This window comes from Streptomyces sp. S.PB5 (assembly GCF_030403745.1).
Lineage (GTDB): Bacteria > Actinomycetota > Actinomycetes > Streptomycetales > Streptomycetaceae > Streptomyces.
This window is the reverse complement of the sequence record NZ_JAQMWP010000045.1, coordinates 1-16,613: the sequence shown is the minus strand read 5'-3', so window position 1 is coordinate 16,613 and position 16,613 is coordinate 1. Positions and strand designations below refer to the sequence as shown.

Genomic DNA, 16,613 nt, shown 5'->3' with positions numbered 1-16,613 from the left:
CGAGGCCATCTCCTCAGGTGTCACACCATTTCCAACGACACTCACGCAGCATGAGACACGCATGCACGAGTGAAGATGACCAAGCCCTAATAGTGGCCGTTCATCTATGCGGGCATCATCCCGACGCCGGAGCAAGCCCCCGGATCAGGTCGAACCCATACACCGCTTCCCTGGACGCAACCGTGAGGCTTGAGCCCCGGACCGGCCCTTCACGCTTGGGAAGGAGGCAGACGACAGCTCCAGCTCGACACGGCCGGTGTCGAGATATGCGCGCGCGGCTGTCCTTCAAAGGAACGGTGCTCTGAAGCGGAGGGCGACCCCTGTGGCCTGCCCTTGCCCGCCCGGACGATGTGAAGGCCGAGGAGACCGCCCGACGACTGCCGAGTCCAGAACTCGGGGCGAGGCGACGCTGACTCGCCCCGAGTGACTCGGTGACTCTCAGGTCCCCACACGCGGAGGGGTCCGGGTGCCGTGGATGCGCTCGGCGTGGGTGGCGTAGGCATGCTCAGAGGCCTCGGTCAGCGCGACGCGATGAGGTTCGGGAATGTCGGCGAGCAAGGCGGCGACCACGTCGGGGTCGGCTTCGTACATCGCCATGCCCAGCGCAAGCGGCAGAACGTCCTGCGGAGTCTGGGCCATCCCATGTTCGCCGAGCTGCTTCCATTCGGCCGCGGTGGCATGGCGCTGAGCGAGAGGCAGAATCATGTGCTCCTCGAGTGCCAGGTGTTCGACCAGCGCGGGCAGCAGTCGCTCGATGGCCACGGCGAGTTGTTCACCGTCGTGCGCCGTCTTCCTCCAAAGCGGCAAGAGTTCAGTCACCTCGTGGTAACTCCGGTCGATGGCGCTGTGCTGCTCCTTCATCGTCGGGACGATCGCTGCGGCATCGGTCCCCGCACGGTCGAGGAGAAGCGGCCAGAGCAGCAGGTCCTCTCCTTCGTGGTGCAGGTGCAGCACGAAACAGAGGTGGTCGGTGTGGGCGGCGACTGCCTCGGCACGTTGCACGTCACCTGGTGTCACTTCCCGCACCACTTGGGGGAGCAGACGAAATTCGCGGCGCAGCATCGTGTGCGCCATGTACATGTCTCTAACGTCCGCCATGGTCTCGTTCGACCGTGTCACGTGGAACCTCGCTTGTTGTCAGGCGGCCGCTGTGGCAGCGGCCGCCCTGGGACGATCTTGTTGGTCAGAGAGAGCCACCGGGCTTCAGCGCCGCAGCGATGCGGGCCACCCGGCCGCCGAGGTAGCGGGCTGCGTCGAGGCGGTTGGCGTCGGGCAGGTCGGCTCCGTTGTTGGACGGGTGCGACGGGCCGTAGGGATTGCCGCCGGCCGCGAAGAGCAGCGGGTCGGTGTAGCCGGGGGAGGCGATCAGGCCGCCCCAGTGGTAGAAGGTGTTGTTCATCGCGAGGATGGTGCTCTCCTGACCACCGTGGGCGTTGGCCGCGGACGTGAAGGAGGCATAGACCTTGTTGGCGAGCTTGCCCTGTGCCCAGAGGCCACCGGTCTGGTCGAGGAACTGCTTCAGCTGCGAGGCGGGCAGACCGAACCGCGTGGGGGAGCCGAACAGCGCGGCGTCCGCCCAGTCGAGGTCCTCGAGGGACGCCTCGGGGGTGTCCTGAGAGGAGCGGTGATTCTCGGCCCACACGGGGTTGCTGTTGATAGCGGCTTCAGGTGCCAGCTCTGCCACGCGGCGCAAGCGGACCTCGGCCCCCTCCTTCTCTGCGCCTTCGGCGATGGCCTGCGCGAGGCTTCGTACGGATCCGGTGGCCGAGTAGTAGACGATGGCGACTCGTGTCATTTTCCTAGCTCCTTGCTGATATCGGCGTGTGGTGCAGGTGTTTCGAAGCATGCGCCGCGTGGGCTACGAGCAGGTGGGAGCCTGCTGCCTGCTTCGCTGAGGCGCTGGCACAGCGGATGTTGATTCAGTGCTGAGCCCACCCCGATGGGCCGGGAGGGGTTCGCTCCCATCGGTCCTGGTGAAAGAGTGGCCGTCGTCGCGTTGAACGACTGCGGGGCTCTCACGTCGGTCGATCCGGCGGCGAAATCTCCAGGCATCTGCGTCGAGGCTAACTCAAGTATGTGTGCCTACGCAAGCAAATAGATGGATGGTGGGGCTGCCGTACGCCTCGGCAGGAGACCGATCCGGACGGCCGGCTGCTGTGGCTGTCACCTGCGTTGCCGGGCCGGGCTCACAACCTGACCACGGCTCGCACCCACCAGATCATCCGCATCTGCGAGCGCCAGGGCGTCCCCTCAGCGTTGCCGCTCCAGAGTGAGGACGGCTTTGGCGTCGACGTCATGCGGTTGGGGCTGCAGCGGGATCTACGGAGGATTGAAGCTCATTGATCGACGCGACGTGACGTCGGCGCCGTCCTCGTGCGACCTGGCCGCTGCATCGCCAGGCGGGCGCCCGCTATCGTCGAGGACCCCGCTGACGAACTGCGGCGAGTGCTGGGTCAGGTGCTGGCGCGCTGACGCCCTTCACTGGGCCTCCTCATGTGCCGTATTGCCGGTGCAGCGGCCGGGGTACGGCATTGCGGTACAGGTTCGCGAGGTGCGCCGTGACCTTGATGACGTCGGAGAAGTCGAGGCCCTGGGAGGCAAGCAGTGTGTGCAGGTTCCGCAGCACCTGCCAACCACGAGGCATACAACGAAGTCCACGAGCAGACCCTGAGGCAGCCGCACCCGGCGCGGACCACCGTCGGCCCGACGCTGGATCGCAAACTGGTGGAGATCCACATGGTGGCCGTCCTGCGCTCGACCTGATGACGGCGCGCCCGCGCCCGTTCCTGCGCCGTACCGCTCATCGGTGCCCGGCGGGCGTAGGCGAAGGGCTTCAAGGGTGGCGGCGTCAAGGTCGCGGTGCTGGACACAGGAGTGGATCCCCACCACCCCGGACCTCGACGGTCTCGTCGCCACCTCCGCGAACTTCACCAGCGAGCCGACCACCGACGACTTGGTGGGGCATGGTACCCATGTGACCTCGACCGTGGCGGGTTCGGGCGCGGCTTCCGGCGATCCATACAAGGGTGTCGCGCCGGGCGCACGCACTCCTTCGGGCAAAGTCTGCTCGGCCGACGACGCCTGCGCGCACTCAGCGGTCGTCGAAGGCTGGCCTGGGCCGCACGGCACGGCGCGAAGGTGATCAATGTCAGCCTGGGAGACGAGCTGGCACTGGCTGTCGGCGCGACTCAGGTCGACGACGAGCTCGCCGTACTCACTGCGATCGGTCCACGTGCAGGCGAAGGCGGGCTCAAACCCGACCTGATGGATCCAGATGTTGGGGTCGTCGCTGCATGAGCTGGCGGCACCACCGGTAAGGACGGCTACATCGAGATGAGCCGTACGTCGATGGCCGCACCCCACGTGACGGCAGCCGCAGCCATCCTGTTCCAGCAGCACCCCGACCGGACGCCGGGAATGGTCAAGCGCGGCTGATGCAGTCCACGACCGGGGGCTACGAACGCAGTGCCTCCTGCCAGGGCACCGGACGTGTGGACATCGCCCGGGCCGTCGACCAGCGGGCCACCGCCGAACCGACCGATGTCGACTTCGGGCTGATCCGCTGGGCCGATGGTGAGCGACCGCCCGTGACCAGGAGCATCGCCCATGGCAACAAAGGCAGTGGGTCGGTCACATTCCGCCTGAAGCACAACGCCAGCCACCAGGCGGGCAACTCCCCGGCGCCACCGGGTCTGTTCCGTCTCGGCGCCGACTCTGTCACGGTTCCCGCGCACCGCATGGCTGCCGTCAGCTTCACCGTCCCTCCCGAGGCGACAGATGTCCACAAGCCCTTCAGTGGTGACGTCAGCGCCACCACGACAACAGCGTGTCAGTGAGCGCCCCGTTCGGCGCCGATGTCGAGCAGCCTTCCCATGAACTGCAGCTCACTCTGCCGGGCCGAGCCGATGGAGCGCCGTACAACGCCTGTCTGCTGGTCAGTTCGGCCGACGGCAAGTGGTACGAGCGGCAGCTGAGGGCCAGGACAGCGCCGTGCTGCGGTTGCCCAACGACACCTACTCGGTGAGCGGATTCTTCTTCACCGCCGACTTGACCGAGGGCACCGTGGTCGGTGTCCCGAAGGTCGACGCACGCGCCACCCAGAAGGTCACGATCGACGCAAAGATAGCGATGCTGTCACCGCCCGATCGCACAGCTCGAATTCTGCATGCCGAGTTCGGCACGATTGGACCGGGCGATCAACTGGTCACCGCCGTCATGTACAACACGGTCGGCGGCACCCGCGTGCAGGGGCTTTACGCGAATCCGACAGCGCTGCACAAGGACTCGAAGTTCACCTATCTGGTCAACACCGTGTGGGATGTGCCCGACGATGACAGCACGAACCTTTCCTCCCTCAACGGAGGGGCCGGCCTACACCTTTCGGGCCGACTACCACCTCGCCATCAGACAGCGGCCCGATCTCGGCCCAAGCCTCGTTCAAGGCGTATCTGCTCGAGTACGGCACGGCCTCCCGCCTGGGCCGAACCGAGCTCGGCAGGAGGCTGCCCGTTCGATCGCCGGGAGCGCTCTTCGGTCGAGCCGCCCGAATCCTCTGCGGGGCCGGGGCATGGTTGCGGCCATGGCCTTCCGGCCACGACACCCGCGTTCGTGCTGCACGCCCGCCTGCGCTGCCCGGGTTGACGAGGGCGGCGCAGGCGGGCGTGACGATGCTCCGTGAGGCTCAGCGGGCGTATCCGCCATCGGCCATGATGGTCTGGCCGGTGACGAAGGCGGCGTCGTCGCTGGTGAGGAAGGCGATGGTGCCGGTCAGGTCCTCGGGTAGACCGTTGCGCTTGATGGCCTGGGCCTGCGCGGCCGCCACCAGAGCTTCCTGCGGGTGGCCGTTGATGACGCCGGGCGTGATGGTCAGCGTGGGGCCGACGGCGTTGACGGTGATGCCGAACGAGGCGAGGTCGTTGGCCAGGCCCCGACTGAAGCCGATGTTGCCCATCTTGCTCGCCATGTAGTGCGACAGGCCGGGGGCGTTGGTGACGATGGAGTTGGACGTCAGGTTGACGATGCGACCCCAGCCGCCCTGCTTCATGGTCGGCAGGACGGCCTTGACCATGAGGAACTGCGAGTCCAGGTTGACGGCCAGGACGCGCCGCCAGGTCTTGTAGTCCAGCTCCTCGATGTCACGGAACGGGAAGATGCCGGCGTTGTTGACCAGGATGTCCGCCCGCCCGAACCGCTCGGCGACCTCCTTGCCCACGGCCGCAGTCTGCTCCGGGCTCGACACGTCAGCCGTCAGACCGACAACCGACCGCCCCTTCTCCTCGATCATCGCGACAGTCTCGTTGGGTGCGGCGAGATCCACGGCGACGACCGTCGCACCGCGCGCCGCGAGCTCCACGGCGATGGCCTGGCCGATACCACGCCCGGCACCGGTGACAACGGCGACCCGACCGGTGTGCGTCTGCGGAACTGACATGTTTACTACTCCTTGCTTTCTGCAAATCCCCGTCTCGTGTTTCGGCAAGCTTTGCCCGAGCCCCGAAGGCTTCCAGTAGCTGCGTGCGCAAGCAATAAAAACATCTTGTGCGTGTGCAGGCAAGATTAGTCAGAAATTTAGCCTGTCCGGTCACGCGGAGTGAGCCACGGCAACGGCGGCGGTGTGGAGATGACGGTCGATGTCGTGTCGCGATCACCGACCGGCTTGCTCCCTCGGGCTTACTGATCTATTCGGGTTGTTGACGGCTGGTGGGTGTGGGGGAGTCCTGTGCCTGCAGGGAAGCCGTCGATCAGATTAGGGCGAAGCTGAATGTGGCGCAGGCCCCGGCGGAGAGTGCGTTCAAGGTGGTCGTCGTCGGTGAAGGCCACATTGGCGAATGGACCGTAACAGTGAGCAGACGCCTTCCGCTGGGTTCAAGTCGGTTGTGTAAGAGGGCAGTTGGATGACAGTGGGCCAGCCGTTGTGCAGCGGTGCACTCGGTTCGTGTCCCTTGCTGTGGTGTTGGGGATCAACTGGCAGACGTGTTCGCCTTCGGGAGGTAGAGGCGGGGGAGGGCGATCCCTTCGTTGTTCTCTACGTTCCTTCGTGGGTCGTCCCAGCCATTCGTAGGGTTGTGGCACCCAGGGGGACTGCTGCGTGATCAGGTGACAGCGGGGTTTATGCAGCGAGTGCTGCGGGTGGGGTCATGATGGTCTCGTACTCGACGGGGGTCAATCTGGCCAGACGTCTCTGCCTGCGCCGACGGTGGTAGGTGCGTTCGATCCAGGGCACGATCGCGATCCGCAACTCCTGGTGGGTGGCCCAACTCCGACGGTCGAGGACGTTCTTCTGCAGCAGCGCGAAGAAGTTCTCGATGGCCGCGTTGTCACCGGCCGCACCGACCCGGCCCATCGAGCCGACCAGGCCGGCTCGGGTCAGGGCCGAGAAGAATTTCCGGGACCGAAACTGCGATCCGCGATCCGCGATCCGAATGCACGATGCACCCGTACACCTGGCCGCGGCGGGCGACGGCGGACTGCAGCGCTACCACCGCCTGGCGGGACTTCATCCTGGAGTCGATGGAGTAGCCCACGATCCGGCCCGAGAAACACGTCCTTGACGGCACAGAGATAGAGCTTGCCCTTCGCCGGTGGGGTACTCGGTGATATCGGTCAGCCACAGCCGGTTCGGGGCATCCGCGGTGACGTTCCGGCGCACCTTGTCGTCGTGGACCGGCGGACCGGTCTTCGCTCTCTTGCCGCGACCTCTTCGCTTGCCGAAAGTGCTCCACCAGCCATTGTCGCGGCAGATCCGCCAGGCGGTCCGCTCGGCCATCGCCTCGCCGGCCGCGCGGGCCTCATCGACGAGGAAGCGGTGGCCGAACTCAGGGTCGTCGCGGTGCACGTCGAACAACGAATTGGCCCGATATGCCTCGCCAACTCGGCGTCGGTGACTGGACACTTCAGCCACCGGTAGTAGGGCTGGCGGGTCAGCCCGAGCACCCGGCACGTCACCGCCACCGGCACCCCCCCCACAAGGGCACCGGGGGCGGCCAGCTCGCGGACGAGCGGGTACATCATTTTGCCAGCAGGTTCGCCTGCGACAAATAGGCGGCAGCGCGCCGCAGGACCTCGTTTTCCTGCTCCAGCAGCCGGATCGGCTTGCGGGCCTCGGCCAGCTCCACTGACTCGCTCCTGGCGGAACCGGCGGCAGCGGTCGGGCCCGACTCTGCGTTCTCCTTGGGCATTGCGACATCCTCCCAGCCCGCCTCTCGGCGAGCCAGATCAGGTGTCACCCACCAGCAGTCCCTGACGTCGGCCTCGTAGTGCTGTACGAACGCCTGCCGCTCGTTGTGCCAGCCACGTTCGATGATCTGGTGGAAGACGGCGTCTCGTACGCGGGTCCAGGAAGCACTCCCGGCTGCGGACGGCGTCGCTTGATCATGGGAGTAGTGCGCCATGCCGTGTACCGAACGGACCCGGCGCCACGGGTCCGACTCGTCGAAGTCCTTCAAGTGCAGCAGGTCGAAGGGGACTTCGCGAGTCGACCCGTCAGTGTACCGATCGACGCTGCAGGGGGTGTTGCGCCTGCTGTGGCCTCTGCAGCGTCGGCAGCGGCGGTGTCGCCTTCGCCGCTGCTGGAGCTGCGATCGTGGTAGGTGCGTGAGGGTTGATCCACGGGCGCACCACGCGTGGCGAGCACGCGCGCTGCCAAGCAGTGACCTGCAGAACAGCCTCCCGACGGCCATGTTCGCGAGGACCACACCCTTGACGGTGTTCTGCTCACTCGTGGTGTGCGTCAGCATGCCACGAGTGCCCCTTGTGTCCGGCGCGGATCACCAAACCCGGGTCCCGCAGCCGTCGACGGCCTCGGTTTCCCGCGATCACGCCCAGGCGGTCGGTAGCCTGAACGTGAACAGGGGCAGTCGACGAAGACGAGCCGATGCTCACCCCAGGCATCGCTGGCCGGCTGCGGCTGCCGGATGAGGGGTTGATCAGCCGAGGATCGTGGCCGCCTGTGTCTGGCCGATGGCCTCGTCCGACCACAGGGCGCTGTCCCAGGTCGAGGCCATCCACGTGATCAGACCGTTGTGGCCGAGCGTGAGGGCGGTGGCGCCCAGCGGCAAGGGAGTCCTGCTGATCCACTCGAAGGCAGCTCACCTCTGCCACTGCGCATCCGTCAGTTCGTGTCGCCGCACCATGCAAGGCTGCTGCCCGGCCAACCACGAGATCCACCCAACGAAGAGCCATCAGAAGTGACCTAGCCGTATCGCCATCTGGGAAGTTGCTTGCTCGGGCACATATGTGTGATGGTGGGGACGGCTGGCCCGGCCCGACCCCCCTCGTTCGGGCCAGCCTCTCCGCGCTGGCGGGCGTTGATAAGTGAGTCGGCGCCGCCGCCAGCAGGCAGGTCCGAGGGTGGACTCCGTGCAACCTGGCGCTAGACGGCCTGCGCATCAGGTCGGGCGCGACATTTCAACCGACAGGAAGTTCTGTGATGCCAGCAACCGGTGAGCGTATGGCTGATGTGCGTGACATGTACATGGCTCATACCATGATGCGTAGAGAATTCCGACTGTTGCCACAGTTGGTGCGGGACGTCCCTGAGGGTTCTGTACAACGAGCCGAGCTCGTCGGCAGTCATGCCGAACTGCTGTGTCAAATTCTGCATCTGCATCACGAGGGTGAGGACCTGGTGCTGTGGCCGCTGCTTGCCGAGCGTGGGGGAGAGGAGGCAGCGGTGATCGTCCCGACGATGGAGGAGCAGCACCATGCCATCGAGCAGGCTCACGCGGCCGCGATGGCCTTGCTTCCGGGATGGCGTGCCGAGGCCACTGGCGGAGAGGAACTGGCAGAAGCGCTGGATCAACTTCTCGCTGTGCTCCTGGAACACATGGCGACGGAGGAGAAGGAGATCCTCCCGCTTGCAGCCAAGTACGTCACCGCGGCGGAGTGGGACCGCATGGGTCAGCACGGTCTGGCCAATAGTCCCAAAAGGACACTGCCTCTCACTTTCGGAATGGTGATGTATGAAGGCGATCCCGAGGTTGTGAAGGCGGTCTTGGTTCATGCTCCCCTTCCGGCACGATTGCTCATGCCTCGGCTGGCCCCCCGACTCTATGCCTCTCATGCAAAGCGAGTCCACGGGACGCCGACTCCACCCCGAGTGGGCTGTTGACCTATTCGTGGTGCATGACCCTGAAAAGCATCGAGCTGCTGAGTAAGTGTTGTGCGATTGCGGTTGATCAGTAAAAGGATCGTGTCCGTCAGGCGGTGACCCGAACGTGTCCTGCGGGTTTGCGTGCACACCGCTCGGACCTTGAGGAGGAAAAACGCATGGAGATCGGATTTGCACTTCCGTACCTGAATAATGTAGCTCACCAGGTCGACAGGACAGCAGAGTTCGCCCGCGAGGCGGAGAAGGCCGGAGCAGCCAGTCTGTGGGTGGGAGACCGAAATTTCGTCGCGGTCAATCCCAAGATCGGAGTGGGTGGACCAGGGGACACCACTGTTCCGGTCGAGTACCGGACTGCTGCGGATCCCTTTGTCCTGCTAGGCGTCGCAGCTGCGGCGACGGAGCGGGTCACCCTGGGCGCGCATGTGCTGATCGGGCCGATCTATGCTCCTGTGCAGTTGGCCCGGAGCCTGACGACGATCGACTTGATCAGCAAGGGGCGTCTGATACCCGGCTTCGGTGTCGGGTGGGCGCCTGAGGAATTCGAAGCTGCGAACGTGGAGTTCACGAAGCGTGGAGCTCGAATGAATGAGATGCTGGACGCGATGGAACTCCTGTGGACCACCGATCCAGTCGAGTATCACGGCAGCCACATCGAGATACCGTTGCAGTACGCGCCCCTCAAGCCGGTACAAAAGCCTCGCCCGCCTTTCTATATTGGTGCACCAACGGGCGCGCGGATCGCATTGAAGCGGGTTGGAGAGCGCGCCGACGGTTGGATGCCCGCTTGCGTCGTGCCCTACTTCGTGGATGCTGAGGGTGTCCTGGCCCAGCGTGCTGTCATCGACAACTTCGCAACTGAGGCCGGACGCGATCCCAGCGAAATAGACACGATCATGCGCGTCAACATTGCCGAAGGGACGTCAGTGCCGCAGATGGTGGACGCGATCAAATCTCTGTCCGCGCGCACCGGGATCGAGCATTTCATGGTGGAGTCCATGTCCCTGCCGAATATGGATGCTTTGCTGGATCTGGTCATGGAAACGATGAGTTATATCGAGCGCGGCTAGGACGCACTGAGCTTCTCCGTGTTGCTGTTCCAGGGTAAGGATGGCTGTCGCGATTGAGTCATTCGATTCGGACTGCACTGTTCCTTGCGGAGGATCCGGCATCTCTTGAACCGGGCTGGGGCACGCTCGACCGCTGCCCGGGCCCGGGACATCGCCCGGTTGAGGGTCCGCTGCGCAGGGGGCAGCTCGCCTTTGGGCGGGCGCCTTCGTGGCGTGGTCACCCACGGCCCCGCGCCGATGTAGGCGCAGTCGGCCAGGATCGGGATTCCCTGGCGTTCACAGATCCGGATGGTTTTGGGCTGGAGGCAGCCGTCAGGTCGTGGGTGAGTGCGGGCAGCGCGGGCGAGATCCACAGCAGCTGGCCGGCAGGGTCGGTGACCAGTTGCAGGTTCAGCCCGTGCCAGCGGTGCTTGGCGGAGCTGTCGGCCCAGCTGTCGCCGACTCGGTCGCACTCCGCGAGGGTTCCGTCGAGCAGGACGTACTCGGGGTCGGTCTCACGCAGGACCTTCGACAATCCCGGAGCGCGCTCGGTGAGCAGGCCGACGACTGCGGTGGTGGAGGAGTGTGCGGTACCGACCGAGTTCCCGAAGGCGGCGACGATCTGCGTCAGGGGCTCGTGCTTGCGCAGGTACACCAGGGCGACCAGGGTAGGCTGGTGCGGCGGGAGCTGCCACGAACGGCGGCCAGACATGGTCCGGCATCCACACCCGCCTGACATGTCGCGAGTGGCCGCCGCAGTAGCCCTACAGATGATGTGCGGCTCGGGAACTCCTGATCTGTCAGGCCTCCCAGCAAGATGCCTTGAGGAGATCACGATGGACGCAGGACAGCCACCATGTCGATCTCGACCAATTTGTGGTCGAGTGTCGAACGGGAGTGTAAATCTAACGGCGGATCCGACGATCATGGGAGAGACGTCAAGTGACTGACACCGCCGTGGAGTTGGAGACCGTGGAACCTGTGGAGAGTGCCCCGTCCGGGCAGCCTGCGCCCGTGTCGGATGAGCAACTGGTCGCGATGCTGGTGGAACGGGCCCGGTCGGAGGGCTTGCAGTTGACCGGGCAGGGTGGGCTGCTGCAGCAGCTGACAGTGATGATGTAGCCCGCGGCACCGCTTGGAGGTCTGCCCCAGCAGCTGACCGGCACTTGGGTTGTCCTTGCTTGGAATTGTCGATCTTCCAAGTGGTGTTGCTGCGCGCGGCCGGTCGAGCGTCTGTGGCTTCATAGGAGCCCGGCCAAAGGTCCCATCACTGTCTTGTCCCTCTGCCTGACCGGCGCGCGTGCCGCCTCTCACGTGTCGTACGGAAGGACAGCAGACAGCAGCATGGCAGCAGATGAGATAGCCGTCATCGGCGGGATCGACACCCACACCGACACCCACCAGGCCGCGGTCAACGACACGGTTGGCCGTCACCTGGCCACGAAGCCGTTCCCCACCAGCCCTGCTGGCTACCAGCAGCTATTGGACTGGCTGCGCTCTCACGGCGAGGTCCTGACCGTCGGCGTCGAGGGGACCGGCGCCTACGGAGCCGAGCTGGCCCGGTTCCTGTCAGCGAGCGGCATCACCGTCGTGGAGGTCGACCGGCCGGACCGCAAAGCTCGTAGAGACAACGGCAAGTCCGACCCTGTCGACGCCTACGCCGCAGCAACGGCCGTGCTCTCGGGCCGCGCAAAGGGGACGCCGAAGTCCCGCAACGGCATCGCCGAGGCCATCCGCGCCCTGCGGGTAGCCCGCAGCTCAGCCGTCAAGGCCCGCACCCAGACCATCAACCAGATCCGCACCCTGGTTGTCACCGCGCCTGCCGAAGTCCGCGAGCAGTTCCGGGGATTGCCCGTGGTGGAGCTGATCGACCACCTGGCCCGCTCCCGCCCCGCCGGCGATCTGGCGGAGCCGGCCTGCGCCGTCAGGACAGCTCTGCGGCGTCTCGCCCGCCGTCACCGGGCGCTCAGCCAGGAGATCGCCGATGCGGACGCTGAGCTGAAGCCCCTGGTGATGAGGGCCGCACCGCAGTTGGTCGCCTTGCCGGGTTTCGGTCCCGAAACCGCCGGACAGCTCCTGATCACGGCTGGTGACAACCCCGGGCGGCTGAGGTCCGAGGCGTCCTTCGCGCATCTGTGCGCGGCCGCGCCCATTCCACGGGCCGCGCGCTGCGCGCCCCTGGCGTGCTCGTTCGCGTCGAAAGGCCTGGGCGCACGTGACGCCCGAAGCGTTGCTCAGCGAGCGGTCCGCCGAGGTCGAGGACCGTGCCGTTCCCGGCCACTGGGAAGGGGACTTGATCATCGGGCTGGAGCGTTCCGCGATCGGCACGGTCGTCGAGCGGTCAACTCGATTCACGATGCTGGTTCACCTGCCGCGTGAGGAAGGCTACCGGCACAAACACACGGTCAAGAACGGTCCTGCACTGGCTGGTTACGGGGCGATCACGATGAAGAACGCACTCGCCAATACGATGTCGACGCTGCCCGAGCAGCTGGCACGGTCGCTGACATGGGATCGAGGCAAGGAGATGTCGGCGCACGCGCAATTCAAAGTCGAGACCGGTAGTCCCGTATTCTTCGCCGATCCTCACAGTCCATGGCAGCGTGGCACGAACGAGAACACCTATTGGTGCAGCCTTGGCGGGCCGGACTTCTTCGACGGGAGAGGTTCGGCGGGATCGTCGGGTGACTCGGAGAACACGTGCCGAAAGGCTTTCCGTTGAGATGTCCACGGCGGTCCACAGGGCGAGGGCCCTGGCCCGGGAGTGACTTGATAGAAGCCTGCTGAGCCGTCAACTCGCAATAGGTCTGTCCCCTGACCAGGGCCCTCGCGTCTGTCCCGTCATCCGTGACAGCAGACAAGAGGACAACTCGATGGTGACAGTGGGGATCGACCCGCACAAGCACGTCCACGTCGCAGTGGCCGTCGATGCTGACGGCAGGCGGCTGACCAGGCCGTTGGCCGTCAAGAACGACGCGAACTTGATCGGCGTCCTGCTCAAGTGGATCCGCACGATCGCCGACGGCACCCCGGTCACCTGGGCCATCGAGGACGGCCGCGGCTTCGCCCGCCGCCTGGCCGACGGCCTGCTGCTGACCGGCCACGAGGTGGTCTGGGTCCCCACCCGGCTGATGTCCGCTCACCGCAAACTGCACGCCGCCACCGGTTCGAAGTCTGACCCCGTCGACGCGGCCGCGGTCGCACACGCCGCGATCGCCACCCCCGGACTGGACCGTCACCGCATCGATGACCGTGTGCGCGAGCTGCGCGTTCTGGTCGACTCACGGGCCGACCTCGTCCGGCGCCGCACCATGGTGATCAACCAGATCAAGACATACACGCACCTCTGGCTCGACCACACTCCGGACGACCTCACCCGCCGGCCCGGCATGACCTCGCTGACGGCGCCGGTGGACACCGCGGACATGAGCGATCACGTCCGCCGGGTGCTGATCGAGATGATCACGGAGATAGACGGGCTGAACAAACGTGTCCGCGGACTCCAAACCACGATCCGGGAACTGGTCACCCCACTGGCACCCGCGCTCCTGGAGATCACAGGGATCAGCCCCGTCTCCGCAGCAGTCCTCCTCGCCGAAATCGGTGACATCACCCGTTTCACCAGCTCAGCGAAGCTCGCCCGCTACACCGGGACCGCACCGATCCCGGTCTACTCCTCCGACAAGGAACGCTACCGGCTGCACCGAGGCGGCAACCGGCGGCTCAACAGCGTGCTCTACACGACGTCCATCGTCCAGCAGCGATTCCACCCGGGCGCACGAGCACTCCTGGCCCGCCACGAGCCGACCAAAGGAGCCCGCGGAGCCCGGCGCATCCTCAAACGTCACCTGGCGGAGCCCGGCGCATCCTCAAACGTCACCTGATCGACGTCATCCACCGCGCCATGACCCAAGACCGAGCTACCTGGCAGCACCACATCACCCAACACCAGCTCGCCGCTTGACATAGAAGCGTCAACGGGCTCCTTCGCCAGTACTTTCCGAAGGGCACCGATCTCTCACGATGGTCCGCCGAGGAAATTGCGGCCGTCGCCCACACTCTCAACAGCAGACCCCGCAAGACGCTCGGCTGGAAGACGCCGGCCGAAGCGTTCAACGAGCAGCTACTGTTGCTCCAACAGACTGGTGTTGCAACGACCGGTTGGATCCAGTCAATACACGAGTTTCCGGCTCGCCGAGCACCTGGACGCTATCGGCATCGCCGCCTCGCTCGGATCAGTCGGCGACGCCTACGACAATGCCCTGATGGAGAGCACGATCGGTCTGTTCAAGACCGAGCTGATCACACCCCGGCGGCCCTGGAAGACGCTGCCCGAGGTCGAACTCGCCACCGCTGAATATGTTGACTGGTACAACCACCGCAGACTCCACGGTGAGATAGGCCACGTCCCACCAGTCGAGTACGAAGCCACCTACTACACCGAACTCACGAAACCCCAGGTCACAACCACAACCTGAGATCTCTACCGAACCCGGGGCGGTTCACCGGGCGGGCAATCGGCGACGAAGCAGGAAGTCTCACGACGCGAGCCGTAAGAATCTCCCTCCTTCAGGAGAGAGAGCGTCAAGAGTTCAACCTCAGTAGTGACAGGACTGGCAGGGCATGGGCGGCCCCACGCCTCGCGCCCTGGTCAAGGGGCCGCCCGTCTGTCTCAGCTCCATCGCAGCCGGCTGAGTCAACTCGACACGGCAGGCAGCAAAACAGCGCTCGCAGCCCAGCCCGCCGAACTGCACCGTCACCGCCCGACATCAGCCCGCCGTCGACCACGTCTCGTCCGAGCCGTGGTCGGCGGCGGGCCCGGCAGCGCGGTAAGGCGCTGCGGAGGTGGCGGGCTCTGCCCGGCAGGGGGCTACGGCAGCTTGACGAACGGCGCCAGGAAGGCGCGGGCGCCCGGGGTGTCCAGGCGGTACGACACGTTCGTCGCGTAGCACGGGCCGTCGCCGGTGATCGTGGTGGCCGCGAGTACGTTACGGCCGCCGATCACGGCGAAGTTGGGGCCGCCGGAGTCGCCGTAGCAGGCGCCGCCGTTGCCCTGGGGTTCGGTCATCGCCAGGCGGACCCACGCGTCGTTGAGGGCATTGAAGGTGACAGGCGCCTTCATCCGGATACCGCCGCCGGGGTGGGTCTGGCCGCCGGGGCCGCGCTGGGCCTCCTGGGTGCCGTATCCGGCGACGAACCAGTCGGTGGAGTTCAGCGACTGTGGGCCGAGCGCGCCGAGCTGGTTGGCGGTGGGCAGCATGGCCGGGGTGAAGGTCCAGCGGGCCTTGACCTTGGTCGTGGGCAGCTCGATCACCGAGATGTCGTGCGTGTCGGACGCGGACCCGGGGTAGTCGGGATGGCTGTGCGCGGTGCCCTGCACGGCTACGGTACCTGCCTGCGCGGCCGGATCGCCGGGGTACTTCTTCGCGGCGGCGTCGAGGCCGGCCTGCACGTCCTGGTCCAGGGACACGTAGAACTTCACGTTGTCGGGCCAATCGGTGGTGCAGTGCGCGGCGGTCAGGAACGTGTCCGCGTCGATCATGGTGCCGGAGCAGACCCAGTCGACCCGGTCGGGTGTCGCGGGGTCGCCGTCGTTGTCCCAGGTCGCGACGAGCGTGCCGACCTCGGTGCGCTCGGGTGCGGGTGTCGCGTTGTACGAGTTGATGGCCGAGGACGGCAGCGCGGTGGCGAGCACGGCGGCACAGGCCGCAGCGGTGACGGCGGAGGTGCGTAGGGCGGTCAAGAGAAACCCTTCTACTGACGGGACGGGTGTTCTCCTGTGGGGGGAGCAGCAGCGCCAGTGAAGCGCTCTGAAGGCGGCAGCGACAAGAGCACGCCCGCCTTTCCAGGGTTTTCCCTATGTACGGGCTATGGGGGCAGCTCGTCGCGCGCTGCGGCCGAACACCCTGAGGGCAAACCGACTTCGACCAGCCACGCAGCAGCAGCGTGCTCTCTGGTCTTCGCGCAGGGCGGCTACCTGTCGTGGCTGGAAGTCTGTTCATGGCGCGACGACATCGAGGTGACACTGGCCTCAGCATGTCACTGGCTGGAGCCACGCTCTTGATCCCGAACGGCGAGCGTCCAGCGGTCTGCGATCTGTACGACGCCAGGAGCCGACCGGCATCACGAGTTCAAGTTCAGTAGGTGAAGCATGTGCCCAGCGCACGCACCAGCGTGGTGGCTTCGAGGTCCTACCCGGTGGGCAAGGCCCGGGCGAGCCAGCCGTCGGGCTGGATGAGCAACGCGTCGACGTCCACCCGGTCCGTGCGGGCGGTGACGGTGTTGACCCGTCCCGACCCGTCTACGCGGCTGCGGCGTCGCGGACCTCCGCGGGGTCGACGAGGTCGAGCAGGAGCGCACGGCCCTTACCGGGTTTCTTGCAGAAAGCCCCGGCGTTCACGCCGGGGATGAATGCATCTCAAGGCTGCTCTGACGTGCACGTTAGAGCGGACGTTTTT

The 16,613-nt window shown here is 65.9% G+C and carries 13 protein-coding genes and 8 pseudogenes; 13 read left to right on the top strand and 8 right to left on the bottom strand.

Going from position 1 to position 16,613, the window contains the following annotated elements; translation table 11 throughout:
• Nucleotides 1-438 precede the first annotated feature (438 nt).
• Both PH203_RS49110 and wrbA read right to left on the bottom strand, forming a co-directional pair.
• Complete coding sequence (locus tag PH203_RS49110; RefSeq protein ID WP_289929423.1) at nucleotides 439-1,098, bottom strand: hemerythrin domain-containing protein; 660 nt, start codon at nucleotides 1,096-1,098, stop codon at nucleotides 439-441.
• Between the two features lie 85 nt (nucleotides 1,099-1,183).
• Complete coding sequence (gene wrbA, locus PH203_RS49105) at nucleotides 1,184-1,795, bottom strand: NAD(P)H:quinone oxidoreductase (RefSeq protein WP_289929422.1); 612 nt, start codon at nucleotides 1,793-1,795, stop codon at nucleotides 1,184-1,186.
• 338 nt (nucleotides 1,796-2,133) lie between these two features.
• Here wrbA and PH203_RS49100 point away from each other — a divergent pair.
• A pseudogene (locus tag PH203_RS49100) lies at nucleotides 2,134-2,250 on the top strand (IS5/IS1182 family transposase); the annotation flags it as partial.
• A gap of 241 nt (nucleotides 2,251-2,491) precedes the next feature.
• On the opposite strand, the gene PH203_RS49095 reads toward PH203_RS49100, so the two are convergent.
• Complete coding sequence (locus tag PH203_RS49095) at nucleotides 2,492-2,644, bottom strand: hypothetical protein (protein WP_289929421.1); 153 nt, start codon at nucleotides 2,642-2,644, stop codon at nucleotides 2,492-2,494.
• Nucleotides 2,645-3,138: 494 nt separating this feature from the next.
• Here PH203_RS49095 and PH203_RS49090 point away from each other — a divergent pair, with 494 nt between their 5' ends.
• The 4 genes and pseudogenes from PH203_RS49090 to PH203_RS49075 all read left to right on the top strand — a co-directional run bounded on the left by PH203_RS49090 (nucleotide 3,139) and on the right by PH203_RS49075 (nucleotide 4,641).
• Nucleotides 3,139-3,297 (top strand): hypothetical protein, encoded by a 159-nt coding sequence (locus tag PH203_RS49090; RefSeq protein WP_289929419.1) that lies wholly within the window; start codon nucleotides 3,139-3,141, stop codon nucleotides 3,295-3,297.
• A 21-nt stretch (nucleotides 3,298-3,318) separates the two neighbouring features.
• Nucleotides 3,319-3,435, top strand: a pseudogene (locus tag PH203_RS49085) (S8 family serine peptidase); the annotation flags it as partial.
• A gap of 56 nt (nucleotides 3,436-3,491) precedes the next feature.
• Nucleotides 3,492-3,836, top strand: coding sequence for a hypothetical protein (locus PH203_RS49080; protein WP_289929418.1), 345 nt, complete (start codon nucleotides 3,492-3,494; stop codon nucleotides 3,834-3,836).
• A 154-nt stretch (nucleotides 3,837-3,990) separates the two neighbouring features.
• Entirely contained in the window at nucleotides 3,991-4,641 is a 651-nt protein-coding gene (locus PH203_RS49075) for a hypothetical protein (RefSeq protein WP_289929417.1), read from the top strand.
• A gap of 40 nt (nucleotides 4,642-4,681) precedes the next feature.
• On the opposite strand, the gene PH203_RS49070 is transcribed toward PH203_RS49075, so the two are convergent.
• The 3 genes and pseudogenes from PH203_RS49070 to PH203_RS49055 all read right to left on the bottom strand — a co-directional run bounded on the left by PH203_RS49070 (nucleotide 4,682) and on the right by PH203_RS49055 (nucleotide 8,057).
• Nucleotides 4,682-5,431, bottom strand: coding sequence for an SDR family oxidoreductase (locus PH203_RS49070; protein ID WP_289929416.1), 750 nt, complete (start codon nucleotides 5,429-5,431; stop codon nucleotides 4,682-4,684).
• Between the two features lie 678 nt (nucleotides 5,432-6,109).
• Nucleotides 6,110-7,118: pseudogene (locus tag PH203_RS49060) on the bottom strand (IS3 family transposase); the annotation flags it as partial.
• Between the two features lie 807 nt (nucleotides 7,119-7,925).
• Nucleotides 7,926-8,057, bottom strand: a complete 132-nt coding sequence (locus PH203_RS49055) for a hypothetical protein (protein ID WP_289929415.1) — start codon at nucleotides 8,055-8,057, stop codon at nucleotides 7,926-7,928.
• Between the two features lie 392 nt (nucleotides 8,058-8,449).
• On the opposite strand from PH203_RS49055, the gene PH203_RS49050 reads away from it, so the two are divergent.
• Both PH203_RS49050 and PH203_RS49045 read left to right on the top strand, forming a co-directional pair.
• Nucleotides 8,450-9,109: a hemerythrin domain-containing protein gene (locus tag PH203_RS49050; RefSeq protein WP_289929414.1), complete on the top strand. Its 660-nt coding sequence runs from the start codon at nucleotides 8,450-8,452 to the stop codon at nucleotides 9,107-9,109.
• Nucleotides 9,110-9,267: 158 nt separating this feature from the next.
• Nucleotides 9,268-10,176 carry a TIGR03619 family F420-dependent LLM class oxidoreductase gene (locus PH203_RS49045; protein WP_289929413.1) on the top strand — a complete coding sequence of 303 codons (909 nt, stop codon included), beginning with the start codon at nucleotides 9,268-9,270 and terminating at the stop codon, nucleotides 10,174-10,176.
• Nucleotides 10,177-10,197: 21 nt separating this feature from the next.
• Here the strand turns inward: PH203_RS49045 and PH203_RS49040 are convergent.
• A pseudogene (locus PH203_RS49040) lies at nucleotides 10,198-10,846 on the bottom strand (transposase family protein); the annotation flags it as partial.
• Nucleotides 10,847-11,112: 266 nt separating this feature from the next.
• Here PH203_RS49040 and PH203_RS49035 point away from each other — a divergent pair.
• From PH203_RS49035 to PH203_RS49010, 6 genes and pseudogenes are all read left to right on the top strand, one after another.
• Nucleotides 11,113-11,265, top strand: a pseudogene (locus PH203_RS49035) (IS256 family transposase); the annotation flags it as partial.
• Between the two features lie 234 nt (nucleotides 11,266-11,499).
• Nucleotides 11,500-12,255: pseudogene (locus PH203_RS49030) on the top strand (transposase); the annotation flags it as partial.
• Between the two features lie 56 nt (nucleotides 12,256-12,311).
• Nucleotides 12,312-12,778, top strand: a pseudogene (locus tag PH203_RS49025) (IS30 family transposase); the annotation flags it as partial.
• A 250-nt stretch (nucleotides 12,779-13,028) separates the two neighbouring features.
• Nucleotides 13,029-14,039 (top strand): IS110 family transposase, encoded by a 1,011-nt coding sequence (locus PH203_RS49020; RefSeq protein ID WP_289929411.1) that lies wholly within the window; start codon nucleotides 13,029-13,031, stop codon nucleotides 14,037-14,039.
• A gap of 92 nt (nucleotides 14,040-14,131) precedes the next feature.
• Nucleotides 14,132-14,311, top strand: a pseudogene (locus tag PH203_RS49015) (IS30 family transposase); the annotation flags it as partial.
• Nucleotides 14,301-14,633 (top strand): integrase core domain-containing protein, encoded by a 333-nt coding sequence (locus PH203_RS49010; protein WP_289929410.1) that lies wholly within the window; start codon nucleotides 14,301-14,303, stop codon nucleotides 14,631-14,633. The pseudogene PH203_RS49015 and the gene PH203_RS49010, both read left to right, overlap by 11 nt.
• A gap of 392 nt (nucleotides 14,634-15,025) precedes the next feature.
• Here PH203_RS49010 and PH203_RS49005 read toward each other — a convergent pair whose 3' ends face one another.
• Nucleotides 15,026-15,898, bottom strand: a complete 873-nt coding sequence (locus PH203_RS49005) for a trypsin-like serine protease (RefSeq protein ID WP_289929409.1) — start codon at nucleotides 15,896-15,898, stop codon at nucleotides 15,026-15,028.
• Between the last annotated feature and the right edge of the window lie 715 nt (nucleotides 15,899-16,613).

Excerpts from the sequence above, each read along its gene's own strand:
- PH203_RS49110 (WP_289929423.1), bottom strand. The coding sequence starts at position 1,098 with ATGGCGGACGTTAGAGACATGTACATGGCGCACACGATGCTGCGCCGC.
- wrbA (WP_289929422.1), bottom strand. The coding sequence starts at position 1,795 with ATGACACGAGTCGCCATCGTCTACTACTCGGCCACCGGATCCGTACGA.
- PH203_RS49095 (WP_289929421.1), bottom strand. The coding sequence starts at position 2,644 with ATGCCTCGTGGTTGGCAGGTGCTGCGGAACCTGCACACACTGCTTGCC.
- PH203_RS49070 (WP_289929416.1), bottom strand. The coding sequence starts at position 5,431 with ATGTCAGTTCCGCAGACGCACACCGGTCGGGTCGCCGTTGTCACCGGT.
- PH203_RS49050 (WP_289929414.1), top strand. The coding sequence starts at position 8,450 with ATGGCTGATGTGCGTGACATGTACATGGCTCATACCATGATGCGTAGA.
- PH203_RS49045 (WP_289929413.1), top strand. The coding sequence starts at position 9,268 with ATGGAGATCGGATTTGCACTTCCGTACCTGAATAATGTAGCTCACCAG.
- PH203_RS49020 (WP_289929411.1), top strand. The coding sequence starts at position 13,029 with ATGGTGACAGTGGGGATCGACCCGCACAAGCACGTCCACGTCGCAGTG.